Below are 13,237 nucleotides of genomic sequence, written 5' to 3' on the forward strand. Positions count from 1 at the left end.
AAACTTCAGAATGTATGTAGGTGAGACGCTAGAGCACTTTCAACAGCAGGTGTTGACTGAGTTAAAGCAGCTTACCCAGTGGCTCGATCGATTAAAAACTAAGGTCGAAATCGGCTACAAGTTCAACACCGACCGAAAGGTGTTCGATCGAGTCGTGCGACTGCTACCACCATCGCCGCCGCATCTGTATTTATGCTCCAGCCAACAGAGCCTGTGTCTCTGGTGATGCGGCTAGTGACTGAGAGATATCATGGAAAGTGTGATCGTCCGTTCTGCTTCCGCCGTACAATGCTGAGAGACGTGAATCATTGACGGTAAGCGCTATGCCAATCAAACGCGGTGACTTTGTGCGGGCTGTGAAAGAAAAGCTAGAAAACAGTTTGGAGGCACAGGCAAGCGATCCTCGCTTTTCGTCCTACATCTTTGAGACAAAGGGTGAAGTGGTTGACCTAAGCGGCGACTACGCCTTGGTTAAATTTGGCGTTACCCCAACGCCGAATATTTGGCTGCGGCAGGATCAGCTCGAAGCGTTTAAGTAAGGGGAAAGGCGTAAGGAGTAGGGGCAAATATTAAAACCATCATGATGGTTAGCTGCCCCAACGCTTTGAACTGTTATGAAATAGACGGTTCACGGCTCCTCGCTTTTAGCTCACCTCACTCCTTACCCCTCTCTCCTCTCCGAACTATGGCTTTAACCCCGTCTACGATCGCCTGTTTTCCACCTCGCGTGACTGTTGTTGGCTCTGGCAACGTGGGTAGCGCCCTGGCACAGCGTCTTGCTGAGAAAAACCTTGCTGATGTTGTGCTGCTAGATGTAGTGGAAGGTCGCCCGCAGGGGTTGGCGCTGGATTTAATGCAGGCACGGGGCATTGAGCGGCACGATCGCCAAATTATTGGCACGAATGATTATGCGGATACGGCAAACTCTGATGTCGTGGTGATTACTGCTGGGCTACCGCGCAAACCAGGCATGAGTCGAGATGATCTGATGCTGATCAACGGCAAGATTGTGCTGGAAGTGACGAAGCAGGCGATCGTCCACTCGCCCAACACGATCTTCATTGTTGTCACCAATCCCCTTGACCAGATGACGCACATCACCTGGAAAGCCAGCGGACTGCCGGTACATCAAGTAATGGGCATGGCTGGTGTGCTGGATTCTGCCCGGTTCCAGACCTTTGTGGCAATGGAGCTAGGCGTTTCAACAAGCGATATTAGCGCGACTGTGTTGGGTAGTCATGGTGACCTCATGGTGCCGCTGCCCCGCTATACGACCGTAAACGGCATTTCCATTACAGAATTGATGGACGCTGACACCATCGAGCAGTTAATCGATCGCACCCGCAAAGGTGGTGCCGAAATTGTGGACTTGATGAAAACAGGCAGTGCATTCTACGCGCCATCGTCCTCTACCTGCGTCATGGTGGAGTCGATTTTGCTCAACAAGTGCCGTATTCTGCCTGTCACGACGTATCTTCAAGGTCAATACGGCTTGCGTGATGTCTTTGTAGGAGTGCCTTGTCGTCTCGGCTGCCAGGGCATTGAGAGCGTGCTAGAACTGGATTTGACCGAGGCGGAACAGCTAGCACTGCATCAATCCGCTGAAGCTGTACGGCAAACCAGCGATCGCATTGAGGCATTACTGGCATCAAGCTAATTCAACTGGCATCAAGCTAATTCAACAATTGAGAGGGTGGGCATGAAGGTCGATCGCGTCAGTATTCTACTTGCCAGTCTATGGCTTGGGTTAACCTTGTCAGCTACTTGTTCTACGGTTGCCACTGCTCAACAAGCCCCAGATTTGATTAAACAGTCGCGCACTTCGGCGATGAGTGAACGCCAGATTCGCGACATTCTTGACGCGATAGCAAAAGCAACGCAGCAGCAAGATGTTGATGGCATTGTGAAGTACATGGCTCCTAAGATTGCCATCAAGATGACTCTACGCTTAGGCAAAGCCTCCCAGCAGCTCAGTCTGACACGAGAACAGTACCGTCAGTATCTTGAGCAGGGCTTTGCCCTGCTCCAACGTTATGATAGCCAGTACAAAAACCTCAAAATTCAGATTGCGTCCAGTGGGCAAACGGGAACAGCAACCTACACGCTTCTAGAAGAAGCAACCCTGAAAGGACAGCCAGGGACTTTGATCTCAACCTCTCAAGAAACGGTCAAATTTGAGCGCATCAAGGGACAAATTTTGGCAACAACAGTAACCAGCAAATCAACGATCGAGATGAAGCGAATTTGAGGTTAAGTAAAAACTGTGTTGGTGAAGCCAGTGAACTGACTGACCTTCAACGCTGACCGACAAACGTCTTCTCAGCAGGACCCGTCATGTAAAGTCGATCGTCCGCTTCAGACCATTCTATTTGCAGCAGTCCACCAGGTAGTTCAACGGTGGCGCGTCGATCGCACTTCCCATTCAAAACGCCTGCAACCAATGAAGCACAAGCGCCTGTCCCACACGCTAGCGTGATGCCAGCGCCTCGTTCCCAGACGCGCATTTTGAGATAATCCGATCGCACCACTTGAATAAATTCTGTGTTGATCTTCTTCGGAAAAACGGCATGAGTTTCAAACTGAGGACCAACCGTTTCTAGCGGAATCGCCGCCACATCCTCGACAAACGTAATGCAGTGGGGGTTGCCCATATTGACGCAAGTCACTTGCCATGTTCTTCCAGCCACCTCCAGTGGTTGATTCACCACTTTTTGATCGGCTGCTGTTAGCGTTGTGGGAATTTCGGCTGCTAACAAGCGGGGTTTGCCCATGTCGACCGTAATGAGTCCATTCGCTTCTAGCTTGGGCGTAATCAACCCGCCTAGCGTGTGAATTTTGTAGGAACGAGGTTCTGTTATTTCCTCTAGCTCGGCAATGAATTTAGCGAGACAACGAATGCCGTTGCCACACATTTCGGGTTCCGAACCATCGTTGTTGAAGATTCGCATTGTGTAATCGGTGTCGTCCTGCCCCGGTAGGGCAAAGATGACACCATCAGCACCAATCCCAAAGTGACGATCGCACCACTTTACCGCGTCGTCTGGGGTCAACCGTGGCTCTGATGCGCTTCGGTTGTCAATCAAAATGAAATCGTTGCCCAAGCCATGATATTTGGTAAATTCGATTGCCATGATTCTGCTAAGAAGTGATGTGAAAAGGACTCTGGTGAGGAATGATAGAGGGGGAAAGACAATGATGAGGGATGCAGGCTAACAGCTAAAACGTTTTAGTCTTTAGCCTTCAGTCTTTAGCCTTTAGGAGAAACGACCATCATGGCGACAGAACTAGAAACCGGATCACCAAGTGTCCGTCAGATTCAGGAGATGATTCGGGAAGGGACAGAAGTAGAGTTAAAGCTAGTGACAGGCGATCTGTTGGCTGGCAAAGTCCGCTGGCAAGATAACGATTGTATCGCGCTGGTAGACCAGTACGACCAGGTGACGATCGTCTGGCGGCAGGCAGTGGTGTATCTCAAACCCAGAGTTGCATGAGGCTTTGTAGCAAGCGACAGTCAGCGGTCAGCAAGTGAAAATCGGGGCAGGGGAGGCTGAGGGAACCGGGGAAGTGACCCTTAACACGGCTAGAAGCAGCAATCGGATTAGCATTAAAAGCTGACTGCTGAAAGCTGACCGCTAAACGCTACACCAGCCCCCACTGATCAAAAAGAAAAGCGTACTCAAACGCTATCTCTTTAAGGCTTTCGTAGCGCCCTGATGCGCCGCCATGCCCTGCACCCATATTGGTTTTGAGCAACAGGCAATTGTGATCCGTTTTAAGCGATCGCAGCTTTGCCGTCCACTTTGCAGGTTCCCAATACGCTACACGTGCATCGTTTAAGCCTGCTGTAATCAACAGATTAGGGTAGTCTTTGGCTTCAACCCTGTCATAGGGCGAGTAGGACTTCATGTAGTCATAGAACGTTTTGTCGTTTGGATCACCCCATTCTTCGCGCTCCATAACGGAAAGCGGTAGATGGTCATCCAGAATTGTGGTGACAACATCAACAAACGGAACATGGGCAACCACTGCCTTAAAGAGGTCGGGTCGCAAGTTAATGACGGCACCCATAAGCAAGCCGCCTGCACTGCCACCGACAACGGCTAACTGTTCCTTAGAAGTCCAGCCTTGAGCAATGAGATGTTCGCTACAGGCAATGAAGTCGGTAAACGTATTTTTCTTCTTAAGAAATTTGCCGTCTTCGTACCACTGACGACCCATCTCTGACCCACCGCGAATATGAGCGATCGCCACTACTACGCCTCGCTCCAGCAGCGACAGGCGAGTAGATGAGAAGGCGGCGGGATAGCTGAACCCATACGAACCGTAACCCGTCAGCAATAAAGGCTTTGCGCCGTTTTGCTCCAGTCCTTTTTTGTACACGATCGAGATCGGCACCTGTGTACCGTCGGTAGCGGTTGCCATCAGGCGATCACTAGCGTATTGCGTGCGATCATAGCCACCCAGCACAGGAGTCTCTTTTTTTAGTTCCCGCTCTTGCGTTTCCAGGTTGTAGTCAAAGACCGATCGAGGCGTTACCAGCGACGTATAGTTAAACCGCAGAATCTCTGTGTCGAACTCTGGATTGCTGCCCTCATCCGCGCTGTAGGTCGGGTCAGGGAATTGGATGAAGTGTTCTTCGCCACTGGCAAGCTGCCGCACTCGAATGGTAGGTAAACCAGACTCCCGCTCATAAATCACGAGATGCTTAGCAAACGCGCTGACACCTTCTAGCAAAACCTGATCGCGATGGGGAATGACCAGTTGCCAGTTGTCCTTTGCAGGAGTTGTGACTGGCGTTTGCATGAGTTTGAAATTTAGCGCCTCATCGTTCGTCACGATATAAAAGGAATCGCTGTGATGCTCAACCTGATACTCAATACCCGACGATCGAGGCTGAATCACCTGAAATTTACCCTCTGGCTGATTCGCATCCAGATAATGCACCTCAGACGTAATTTTGCTTCCTAGCTCCAGCAAAATATAGGCATCGCTGCGTGTCTTGCCCACGCTCAAAAAGTAAGATTCATCTGCTTCAGAGTAAACCAACTCATCGTCACTTGCCGCACTGCTCAACCGATGACGCATCAGCTTAAAGGGACGATTTGCCTCATCCATCAGCGTATAAAAGATGGTCTGATTGTCGTTACCCCAGGCAAACCCATAGCCCGTTTCAAGAATAGTTTCAGGATAAAGCTGCCCCGTTGCTAGATCTAAAAAGAACAACGTGTAGCGCTCTGAGCCAGTCGTGTCTACTGAGTACGCTAAAAGCTGATGGTTTGGGCTAATGTCAAACAGTCCCAACTCAAAGAAATCATGCCCCTCTGCTAAAGCATTCTGGTCAAGGAGTACTGTTTCGGGCGCATCCAGGCTACCCGCTTTACGGCAATAGATGGGGTAGGCTTTGCCCGTTTCAGTACGGGAGTAGTAGTAATAATCGCCTTTACGGTAGGGCACCGACAGGTCAGTCTCTTGAATCCGCGCCAGCATCTCGTCATACAATGCCGTTTGTAGGGACTCTGTATGCGCCATCACCGCTTTGGTGTAATCATTTTCAGCCTCAAGGTACGCGATGACGTTGGGCTCGTCGCGGTAGCGCAGCCAGAAATAATCATCGGTGCGATCATCTCCGTGGATCGACAATCGGTGCGGCTGCTTGTCAGCGATCGGTGGCAAGACAGTAGAAGACACAACACGTTGATTCATTAGTTACCGTTAGTGACCATGGGTAGAATGTTATCCCTCTTCTCGTTTGCTAGCAGAACCATCGACACTTGCAAGGAGAACAGGGGTTATAAGTAAATTAAATAGGAATTTTTACTCAGCAACTAGGTGAAACGAGCAGATCTTGCTAATGTGGAGCAGAAAGTATCTTAAGATTATCGTAAGAATTAAGCTTATTTCTAGAAGCTGATTACCAATCACCAGGAGGACTGTTTATGGCGCTCGTACCACTGAGACTGTTGCTCGATCACGCAGCAGAAAATGGCTACGGCATCCCTGCCTATAATGTCAACAATTTGGAGCAGATCCGGGCAATTCTGTACGCTGCTAGCGAAACCGATAGCCCTGTAATTTTGCAAGCGTCTCGTGGTGCCCGCAATTATGCTGGCGAAAACTTCCTCCGCCACCTAATTCTGGCTGCGATCGAAACCTATCCTGACATCCCCATCGTGATGCACCAGGATCACGGCAACGCGCCTTCCACCTGCTACTCTGCCATGAAGAACGGCTTCAGCAGCGTCATGATGGATGGCTCCTTGCAAGCTGATGCAAAGACGCCTGCTAGCTTTGAGTACAACGTCAACACCACCAGAGAAGTGGTCAAGGTCGCTCATGCGATCGGCGTGAGCGTTGAAGGCGAACTCGGTTGCTTGGGTTCTCTGGAAACAGGCAAAGGCGAAGCAGAAGATGGTCACGGGTTTGAAGGTGCGCTTTCTCACGACCAACTGCTGACCGACCCCGATGAAGCTGTTGAATTCGTAGAGCAAACTCAAGTAGATGCGTTGGCAGTGGCGATCGGTACCAGCCACGGTGCCTATAAGTTCACCCGCAAACCAACAGGCGAGATTCTGGCAATCAGCCGCATTGAAGAAATTCACCGTCGCCTGCCCAACACACATTTGGTCATGCATGGTTCTTCCTCTGTGCCCGAAGACCTAATTGCAATCATTAACCAGTACGGTGGTGCGATTCCTGAGACCTATGGTGTGCCTGTCGAAGAAATTCAAAAGGGCATCAAGAGCGGTGTACGGAAGGTTAACATTGACACCGACAACCGTTTGGCAATTACTGCTGCGGTGCGTGAAGCGCTGGCAAAAGAGCCAAAGGAATTTGACCCCCGTCACTTCTTGAAGCCCTCCATCAAATATATGCAAAAGGTTTGTAGCGATCGCTATGAACAGTTTGGTACCGCAGGCAACGCCAGCAAGATCAAGCAAATTGGCTTGGATGAGTACGCCGCTAAGTACGCTAAAGGCGAACTGGCAGCCGTCACCAAAAAGGCTGTAGGCGTGTAATTACTTCGTCTGAAGTAAAACTTGTTAAAATACCCGGATAGCTTTACTGCTGTCCGGGTATTTTAATGCAACAGCTAACCCGCTATTGCTAACTTACGAACAACAGAACAGCAAGGGTTGTGCTATGCGTAAAACTCTATGAGACCAATCATGTCATTAGCGACAGAAAGTAACGAACCAAATGAGATACAAACGGAGGCTAGTGCAGCGGCAACCGTTGAAGCAAAAAGCTTGCGATCTGCCCCTTTACTGAAGCAAGGGCGGTTTATCTCACCAAAAAATGATCAGCCAACTCTATTAGGGCACATTGTTATTTCAACTAGCTTGATTCTAGGCATTTGTTTAAGCTATGCACTGATGTTTTGGTTTGCAGGCACAAAACAAGATGAGTGGTTAAGCGTAACCTCTTCACTAGAAGAAAAAGCAGTCAATACCGCGATCGCTAATCTACCCACTAAACCGGCTGAAAAAGCACGACTCATTGATCAGTTTGACCAGATTCAAGACCGGATTCAGAAGCATGGTAGTGTTATGGGCTTCTTTTACAAGCAATATTATATTTCGCTCTCAATGATTTGTGGCGGTAGCGTAATTGCTTCGATCTGCTTATTTTTTATTAGTAAAAGCGGCTGGGAGCGAGTCAATAACGCTTTGATTAATATCTTTATTGTTTCATCCAGCACTGTAATCTTGTATGGGAATATTTCTTTAGTGTTTAAACAGGAAGAAAACATCAAGGATAATCAAGCGCTTTATCTTAGCTACTTTGCCTTAAGAAATGAGATGTTGAGCTATTGGGCGACGCAACAAGTTAGTACAGGCGACACAATAGTGCCAGCAGCAAAATTTATTCACTATATGGATGGGCGATTGCAAGAGCTTAGTCAAATCCGGCTTGGCTTTGATGCTACAGGCATCACGGATTTGGGCGATCAGATGAAACAACTCGATGGCTCCAGCCAAAAGCAAGCTCAACCTAACGTAAAAAAATAACCTTATCTATAAGTAGGCGTTAAACCAGTGCTGTAGCTGAATTGGGTATGCTTTTGATTAAGAATAAGAAGTAAATTTCAGAAAACAGCAGTTCACGTATGGCGCTTGATATCATAGGACCCACAAAGCGAAGTGCGATTACGGATGAGGATCTGGATCTCTTTACAATGATCCAAGCTTTCGATATCAAAGCATCACAGTTTAAGATCATTCGGGAGAGATTTTATCAAAATCCATACGTTGATGTTCCAACCTGGCTTAGCGAAATCCATCAACTTCGAGATGTTTATTTTGAACAGCTAATCAAGGAAAAGAATGTTCGCGCTAAAGACTCTATAGTAAGAGAACAGATTTTGGCACGCTTGAGACAAAATGACCAATGGATGCTTAAATTTGATGAGCTAATCGCGGTATGCGAGGACGCAATCGCCGCTGATCAAGGCTTGCGATTCCTCAGTGATTGACCAAGCGTTTGGTGCAGTTACTGACCATCAACTGACTCAATGCCTAAAGCGTATTCACACAATCGGGGCTGTCATTCGTAGCACGATTAACTAGCGTGCTAACACGATCGCCTCGCATTAAAGCTGCATCATAAGGATGCAGCAGAGTGTGATGATCAGGGATTTCGGTTGGGTCTAGCCAGCGATCATACTCTTCTGGGGCAAGAATTACAGGCATACGATCGTGGATGGGCTGCAACAGTTCATTCGCCTGCGTAGTAAGAATGGTGCAGGTTTCAACGGCAGTATCATCACCCTGCCAGCGTTCCCATAATCCTGCAAAAGCAAAGGGTTGTCGATCACTTAACTGAAAGTAGTAGGGTTGCTTCGTCTTGTGATCGATCCGGTGCCATTCATAAAAGCCGTCTGCCAGAATCAAACAACGCCGCTGCTTGAACGCAGCACGAAACGATGGTTTTTCGGCAACGGTTTCAGCGCGAGCGTTAATTAGCTTTGCCCCGATCGTCAAATCCTTTGCCCAACCGGGTACCAAGCCCCATCGAAACAAGCGCACCTGTCGAGAATGTGTAGGCGCAGCAGCGATCGCCATAACCGCTTGCGTGGGCGCAACGTTGTAGCGTGGTGTCCACTCTGGAAGCGTTTCGAGTTGAAAGGTCTCAGCAAGCGCATTCGCTGATTGAGTAAGGCTAAACCGTCCGCACATGGGTACACGCTGGCATAATCAGCTTTAAGGTTTGAACGTTAAGTTATACCTTCAAAACTTACACGTTTGTACTGAAAGCGCTCCCCCTCTCAAGCTAGATTCAAGCTGCTGTAAGGACAGTTTCGATCGGGAACCCAACGGCTTTCCACGCTGACACGCCTCCCCGGATTTCAGACACATGACGATAGCCTACTGTCCGAAGTTGACTAGCAATTAGCGCAGTGTCCTCGTCGGTTTCGCCATAAACATAAAGGTCACGGTTCAATGGCAGACTGGCTAAAGCACGATCAATCAACTCATCCGCAGGCATCGAAATAGCCCCAACAATATGGCTAGCATTAAACAGCACGCGATCGCGCACATCCAAAATCGTTAGCGCTGGCTTACCCCAATCAAGGCGTGCCTTGAGGTCATAAACGAGCGATCGTGACTGTAGCGGTTGAGGAATAGGAATGATACCGAAGAGATGGTGCATGAGGATCTTCTGCCAGCGATACCTGCAATGTAACAAGTTAATTTACAATTTGCAAAAATTTGTGCTGAAACGTTTACAAATTTCCCTGCTTATGCAGCTTTACTTAGAGCTAACGCATATTTGAGTGCGATCAGTCTTCTAGACACAATTCAATATGTCTTTGCTTAAGGGATAAAGGGCAAGGTCAACAGCTTAATTTCCAGCCCTTTAGCCTTCTGCCTTCTGCCTTCCTGCATAGTGTTAACTGGAAGAAGCGTCTAGAGGAACTGAACTAGTGTTGAACTATGACCTCATTGTTTGCGGTGCGGGTCCAGCAGGGGCAATTGCGGCAACGAGCGCAGCCCAGGCAGGACTAAAAGTTGCCTTGCTAGAAAAGCACATTCTGCCACGACACAAGACTTGCGGTGGCGGAACACCAATGGTGATGCAGGCGTTTCTACGTGACCTTATACCAGAAGCGTTTGTAGAAGCGACAGTACTGTCAATGCGCCATACGTGGAACTTTGGCGATCCTTATCTGGCGAACATTAATGCACCAGGAGCCGATCGCCCCCTTTCCCTTTGGATGGTGCAGCGTTCCCTTTTTGACAATGCCCTGGCACAGCGAGCCGCCCAAGCAGGAGCCGACTTACGCGATGGTTTAGCCGTGCGTTCGATCGTGGTGGAGGGCGATCGGGTGCGCGTCTCTGCCCAGGCAGGCAAAACGCATGGCACTTTAAGTAAGGGAGATGCCTTTGTAGCAACCGCACGCACGGTCATTGGTGCGGATGGAGCCAACGGCATTACGGCAAATGCGGCTAACCTGCGCCAAAAGCGGTCGATCGCGCTGGGCATGGAGGTCGAATTTCCGCACGAATGGGGCACTGGACACCCTGACCTGCGACCAGATGTTGCTCACCTGGAGTATGGTGCGGTGAAGCGTGGCTATGCTTGGGTCTTCCCTAAAGCCGAGCACTTAAATATTGGTGCGGGCTTGTTTCGTCCGACCCGTCAAGATGCTCGTAGTGACCGTCAGGCACGGAACGAATTGCGGCAAGCCATTCTCCATTATCTAGAGGCACTTCAACTGCCACACGATCCGGCACAGATGAGATTTCATGCTCATCCTCTGCCCCTCTGGAGTGGTAAAGAACAATTGCATACCCGCGATGGGCGAATTCTGCTGGTTGGCGATGCCGCAGGGCTAATCAATCCCTTCTTTGGTGATGGGCTTTTGCACGCCGTGAAGAGTGGCGCGATCGCTGCCGAATGCGTTGCAGGGAATGCAGTAGAAAGATACAGCGATCGCATTCACACTGAGTTTGCTGCCAACTTCGATGCTGCCCTGAACCTGGCACGCTTTTTCTACCAATACCCTGGCGTTTGCTACAAGTACGGAGTCAAAAACCCCAAAGCCGCTCGTCTGGCAACCGAATTGCTCTGTGGCGAACTCTCCTTCAACAGCATCTTTGGTCGAGCCGTGAACCGCATTCGGCGATCGATGACAGACGGCTTCTTAGGGCACAGTGCTAGCAGTGAAGTGTAACCTTGATCCTCAAGTCAGTGCGAACCCTGCCATGACACTCATAAATTGCCTAGACTGGAACTTATGAGAGCGGGAATTGCAGCCTTACCATCAGACGTTGTGCATCTCATTGCAGCAGGCGAAGTGATTGATTCGCTGGCAGCAGTGGTACGAGAACTAGCAGAAAATGCTCTGGATGCAGGTGCAACTCGCATTACCATTGCGCTTTCTCCGGAACACTGGCGCATTCGCGTGGCTGATAATGGCAGTGGCATGGCTTTGGCAGACCTGAAGCAAGCAGCTGCACCTCACAGTACCAGCAAAATTCGGTCTAGCCAGGATCTTTGGCAGCTTACCAGTTTAGGATTTCGGGGCGAAGCATTGCATAGCCTTGCTCAACTCGCAACGTTAGAAATTCTCAGCCGCTCAAATGATGCGGAGGCAGGCTGGCACGTTACCTATGACTCTCAAGGCACACCGTTGCAAGTAGACCCAGTGGCGATCGCACCAGGAACCGTCGTCATTGTTGATCATCTCTTTGGCACCTGGACAGCCCGTCGTCATGGTTTACCACCTCTTGCCCAACAGCTACGCGCTGTACAGACCATCATTCATCAGCTAGCACTCTGCCATCCGCACGTTACCTGGCAGGTACGGCAGAGCGATCGGGATTGGTTTCAGCTCTGGTCTGGCAAAACAGCTCGACACATCCTGCCCCAGATACTGCGCGATGTGCAGCCAGGAGATTTGCAGGAGTTGACGCTCACAGTGCCTAACTTAGATGAAGACATAGAGATGATTGATGTCTTCAGCCCTTCACCCCTTGACTCCTCTACCCTTTATCTCCTCCTTGGTCTGCCCGATCGGTGCCACCGCCACCGACCGGACTGGGTACGCGTCGCTTTTAATGGGCGCGTTGTGCAGATGCCAGAATTAGAGCAGACGCTTCTGGCAGGGTTTCGGCAAACGGTGCCCCGCGATCGCTTTCCCCTTTGCTTTGTTCATCTCCAGGTGCCGCCTGAACAAATTGACTGGAACCGCCATCCCGCCAAGTCTGAAATCTATTTACACCATTTAGCTGACTGGCGCGAACAGATTTCCAACGCGATCATGCAGGCACTTCGGCTTAGCCCCATTAACCTTACAGACACACTTTACTCTCAGCGAACGGGAACGCTGCTAAAAACGGCTGAAGCAGAAAGCGGCTATGGCAGTAGAAGAATTCAGGAAGTGGAGGAGGCAGGGGAGGCAGGGGGCGAGAGCATTCAAAATTCAGCCCTTCACTCCAATTCTCTCAAGGCGATCGCCCAAGTCCATAACACCTACATCCTCGCTGAATACCCTGGTGGCATTTGGCTGATTGAACAACACATCGCCCATGAACGAGTGCTATACGAGCAGTTGTGCGATCGTTGGCAGCTTGTAACCTTAGAACCTGCCGTCATTCTGCCTCAACTCACCATCGCGCAAGTGGAGCAATTGCAACGTCTAGGGTTAGAAGTGGAACCATTTGGCGAACAGGTCTGGATGGTGCGATCGGCTCCCGCCTTGCTGGCACAGCGGGAAGATTGCCCAGCGGCATTGCTGGAACTTAGCCTGGGCGGAGACTTACAGGCTGCACAGGTTGCGACAGCCTGTCGCAGCGCCATCCGCAATGGGACATCACTGACTCAGCAAGAGATGCAAACCCTGCTGAATCAATGGCAGCAAACTCGTAACCCACGCACCTGCCCGCATGGTCGCCCCATCTGCCTCACGTTGGAAGAATCATCGTTATCACGCTTCTTTCGTCGTCATTGGGTTATTGGCAAGAGCCACGGAATTTAGTGTGTGGGCATGACTGCGGGAATACCTTGCTGGAAAGGGCACACCTTGTTGAAAAAAGGGCGATCGCTCCAATAACTATGGGAGCGATCGCCCTTCCGCTTACTCTAAGTAGCTAGGTGTGATTATTGATAACGTCAGTTCGGGTTAAGCCGGAAGGAGCAAATTGTGGTCAAGGGCAATGGATGGCTTCTTTGGCTGATGGCAATAGGCAATCAATCCGCCCAAGATATTGACAAAGCAATTGACTGGAGAACG

At 50.0% G+C, this 13,237-nt stretch carries 14 protein-coding genes and 1 pseudogene; 10 read left to right on the forward strand and 5 right to left on the reverse strand.

The genetic code is table 11. The features are described from left to right. The first annotated feature begins 10 nt into the window (after positions 1-10). The 4 genes from H6F76_RS03940 (at position 11) to H6F76_RS03955 (ending at position 2,248) form a co-directional block, all read left to right on the forward strand. Complete coding sequence (locus tag H6F76_RS03940) at positions 11-226, forward strand: hypothetical protein (RefSeq protein WP_190506137.1); 216 nt, start codon at positions 11-13, stop codon at positions 224-226. Positions 227-323: 97 nt separating this feature from the next. Continuing rightward, entirely contained in the window at positions 324-539 is a 216-nt protein-coding gene (locus H6F76_RS03945; RefSeq protein WP_190506139.1) for an NAD(P)H-quinone oxidoreductase subunit O, read from the forward strand. 146 nt (positions 540-685) lie between these two features. Beyond that, the gene (gene mdh / locus H6F76_RS03950) at positions 686-1,657 is read left to right on the forward strand and encodes a malate dehydrogenase (RefSeq protein WP_190448389.1); all 972 of its coding nucleotides are present in this window, start codon (positions 686-688) and stop codon (positions 1,655-1,657) included. A 42-nt stretch (positions 1,658-1,699) separates the two neighbouring features. After that, positions 1,700-2,248, forward strand: a complete 549-nt coding sequence (locus H6F76_RS03955) for a nuclear transport factor 2 family protein (protein ID WP_190506141.1) — start codon at positions 1,700-1,702, stop codon at positions 2,246-2,248. A 46-nt stretch (positions 2,249-2,294) separates the two neighbouring features. On the opposite strand, the gene dapF is transcribed toward H6F76_RS03955, so the two are convergent. Next, positions 2,295-3,131: a diaminopimelate epimerase gene (gene dapF, locus H6F76_RS03960; protein WP_190506143.1), complete on the reverse strand. Its 837-nt coding sequence runs from the start codon at positions 3,129-3,131 to the stop codon at positions 2,295-2,297. 141 nt (positions 3,132-3,272) lie between these two features. Between dapF and H6F76_RS03965 the strand changes: the two genes are divergently transcribed. Further along, complete coding sequence (locus tag H6F76_RS03965; protein WP_190448386.1) at positions 3,273-3,491, forward strand: RNA-binding protein hfq; 219 nt, start codon at positions 3,273-3,275, stop codon at positions 3,489-3,491. A gap of 148 nt (positions 3,492-3,639) precedes the next feature. Here H6F76_RS03965 and H6F76_RS03970 read toward each other — a convergent pair whose 3' ends face one another. Further along, positions 3,640-5,703: a S9 family peptidase gene (locus H6F76_RS03970; protein WP_190506145.1), complete on the reverse strand. Its 2,064-nt coding sequence runs from the start codon at positions 5,701-5,703 to the stop codon at positions 3,640-3,642. A 233-nt stretch (positions 5,704-5,936) separates the two neighbouring features. On the opposite strand from H6F76_RS03970, the gene fba reads away from it, so the two are divergent. The 3 genes from fba to H6F76_RS03985 all read left to right on the forward strand — a co-directional run bounded on the left by fba (position 5,937) and on the right by H6F76_RS03985 (position 8,473). Beyond that, positions 5,937-7,016: a class II fructose-bisphosphate aldolase gene (gene fba / locus H6F76_RS03975; protein WP_190448384.1), complete on the forward strand. Its 1,080-nt coding sequence runs from the start codon at positions 5,937-5,939 to the stop codon at positions 7,014-7,016. A gap of 150 nt (positions 7,017-7,166) precedes the next feature. Then, the gene (locus tag H6F76_RS03980; protein WP_190506147.1) at positions 7,167-8,009 is read left to right on the forward strand and encodes a hypothetical protein; all 843 of its coding nucleotides are present in this window, start codon (positions 7,167-7,169) and stop codon (positions 8,007-8,009) included. A 98-nt stretch (positions 8,010-8,107) separates the two neighbouring features. Beyond that, positions 8,108-8,473 (forward strand): hypothetical protein, encoded by a 366-nt coding sequence (locus H6F76_RS03985; RefSeq protein WP_190506149.1) that lies wholly within the window; start codon positions 8,108-8,110, stop codon positions 8,471-8,473. A 43-nt stretch (positions 8,474-8,516) separates the two neighbouring features. On the opposite strand, the gene H6F76_RS03990 is transcribed toward H6F76_RS03985, so the two are convergent. Both H6F76_RS03990 and H6F76_RS03995 read right to left on the reverse strand, forming a co-directional pair. Beyond that, the gene (locus tag H6F76_RS03990) at positions 8,517-9,176 is read right to left on the reverse strand and encodes an SOS response-associated peptidase (RefSeq protein ID WP_190506151.1); all 660 of its coding nucleotides are present in this window, start codon (positions 9,174-9,176) and stop codon (positions 8,517-8,519) included. Between the two features lie 100 nt (positions 9,177-9,276). After that, positions 9,277-9,651 (reverse strand): rhodanese-like domain-containing protein, encoded by a 375-nt coding sequence (locus H6F76_RS03995; RefSeq protein ID WP_190449640.1) that lies wholly within the window; start codon positions 9,649-9,651, stop codon positions 9,277-9,279. A 274-nt stretch (positions 9,652-9,925) separates the two neighbouring features. Here H6F76_RS03995 and H6F76_RS04000 point away from each other — a divergent pair, with 274 nt between their 5' ends. Further along, positions 9,926-11,176 carry a geranylgeranyl reductase family protein gene (locus tag H6F76_RS04000; protein WP_190506152.1) on the forward strand — a complete coding sequence of 417 codons (1,251 nt, stop codon included), beginning with the start codon at positions 9,926-9,928 and terminating at the stop codon, positions 11,174-11,176. 63 nt (positions 11,177-11,239) lie between these two features. Continuing rightward, the gene (gene mutL, locus H6F76_RS04005; RefSeq protein WP_190506154.1) at positions 11,240-12,982 is read left to right on the forward strand and encodes a DNA mismatch repair endonuclease MutL; all 1,743 of its coding nucleotides are present in this window, start codon (positions 11,240-11,242) and stop codon (positions 12,980-12,982) included. A 144-nt stretch (positions 12,983-13,126) separates the two neighbouring features. Here mutL and H6F76_RS30270 read toward each other — a convergent pair. Further along, a pseudogene (locus H6F76_RS30270) lies at positions 13,127-13,237 on the reverse strand (IS982 family transposase); the annotation flags it as partial.

Origin of the sequence: Leptolyngbya sp. FACHB-321, assembly GCF_014695975.1 — a bacterium.
GTDB lineage: Bacteria > Cyanobacteriota > Cyanobacteriia > Leptolyngbyales > Leptolyngbyaceae > Stenomitos.